Below are 1,348 nucleotides of genomic sequence, written 5' to 3'. Positions count from 1 at the left end.
TGGCGCTCACGCCTGAGCGGCGGCCCAGCTCAGGACCCGACCGGCGAACCCGCTCTGTTCTCGTCGCTGTTCGAGACACTCGGGCCGCCCGTCAATAATTGGGCTTTCGGCGATATCCCCAAGCTCCAGCGGACGATCGACGCCGTGCTTCTTTGGGACGCACATTATCCCGATCTTTCGCTGGATCCGCTTGTACACGAGCGGATGCGGGCAGGACTGAGGGACCTTCGAGACCAGATCGGCCGAGAAGCTGGCATGATCAGAGCTGAGCGCGCCTCACGTGGTCTGGAGAACCGATAATGCTGCGCATGAGGTGTTGCATCGACATGGAACGCTTGTTCCGCCTGCTGCTCGCCGCGATGCTACTTGCCATCTCCGGATCCGCATCGGCGCAGGATAGGCCTGTCGCGGATCCGGTGCGCAGCGGTCTGGAAGGCGCACTGCGCGGCTGCGAGACTTGGGTCCTCGACCCGTCAAGCTGGCTGAACGATCCGGCGCGCTTCCTCGCGGCCATCGATCTTGGCAGCGCGGTGTACGAGACCGAGAAACTGCCCGAGCCGCTCCTCCCCCCTGAGCCCCTCCGACGCGGCAACCGCTACTGGCGGATCAATGCCGGACCTAACGAGGGTTACGCGCTGGTGGTCTCGCGCGACATCCCGATGTGCCACATCACGGGCGGCGGCGGGGTCGACTTCCAGCCGGCGGCCGAAGCCATGGCCGCCTCGCCGGACTTCTCTGATCATTGGGAGCGCATCGGCGAGAAGCGCCAAGAGGGCATGGTCTCGACCTTCTTCCGACTGCGTAAGGAGCCAAAGCTGGCGCTGGTCCTCAGCCGTGCCGACGCACCGGGTGCACGACGTGACCGCGCCCAGGTGATTGCGACGGCGACCTACGACCTTGGTCGCTGAGGCGACGCAGCTTCGTCCGGCCAGCGTGGTGGAAATGGTAAAACAAGAACCTCACCGCCCGGCGGGATCGGTCTCAAATGGCGCAGGACACGGTCATAGTGATGGTCGCTCGGCGAGTAGCGCAACTCACCATGTCCGACGACGGACCCGTCTTGGTTTGTGGCTCGCAGCCATAGGACCAGCGTGCCATCTGGCTCGCGATGCGCTGAGCCGATCGACGCCTCCGCGGAAGGAGGAGCCGGCGCATGCCCCTGCGAACTGGCTCGCCTGCTGGCGGACGCCGCCAACGCTTCCAGCACTGCGACGAAACGTGGTCTCGGACAATCGGAGCCAACCTCCTGCAGGACGTCGTCGCCATCGAACAGGGCGACGCTGCACAGTTGGTCGGTCGGCTCGCCGATCATTGGCGGATCGGGATCCGGCATGATCCAGACCTCGTT

The 1,348-nt window shown here is 65.1% G+C and carries 3 protein-coding genes; all 3 read left to right on the top strand.

What is annotated here, in order from left to right; genetic code table 11:
* The coding region (locus ASF70_RS24260; RefSeq protein ID WP_200943587.1) for a hypothetical protein at window positions 1-300 on the top strand (300 nt) is incomplete at its 5' end.
* Window positions 300-908 carry a hypothetical protein gene (locus ASF70_RS23335; protein WP_062583368.1) on the top strand — a complete coding sequence of 203 codons (609 nt, stop codon included), beginning with the start codon at window positions 300-302 and terminating at the stop codon, window positions 906-908. The genes ASF70_RS24260 and ASF70_RS23335, both read left to right, overlap by 1 nt.
* A 245-nt stretch (window positions 909-1,153) precedes the next feature.
* A partial coding sequence (locus ASF70_RS24140; RefSeq protein ID WP_156461935.1) for a hypothetical protein occupies window positions 1,154-1,348 on the top strand: 195 nt, incomplete at its 3' end.

The sequence above is a fragment of the Rhizobium sp. Leaf321 genome (genome assembly GCF_001423215.1).
Taxonomy (GTDB): Bacteria; Pseudomonadota; Alphaproteobacteria; order Rhizobiales; family Rhizobiaceae; genus Neorhizobium; species Neorhizobium soli.
Note: the sequence above shows the minus strand (reverse complement) of the source record. Positions and strands in the feature narration are given on the sequence as shown.

Coding starts and splice junctions, on each gene's coding strand:
- ASF70_RS23335 (WP_062583368.1), top strand. CDS start 300: ATGCTGCGCATGAGGTGTTGCATCGACATGGAACGCTTGTTCCGCCTG.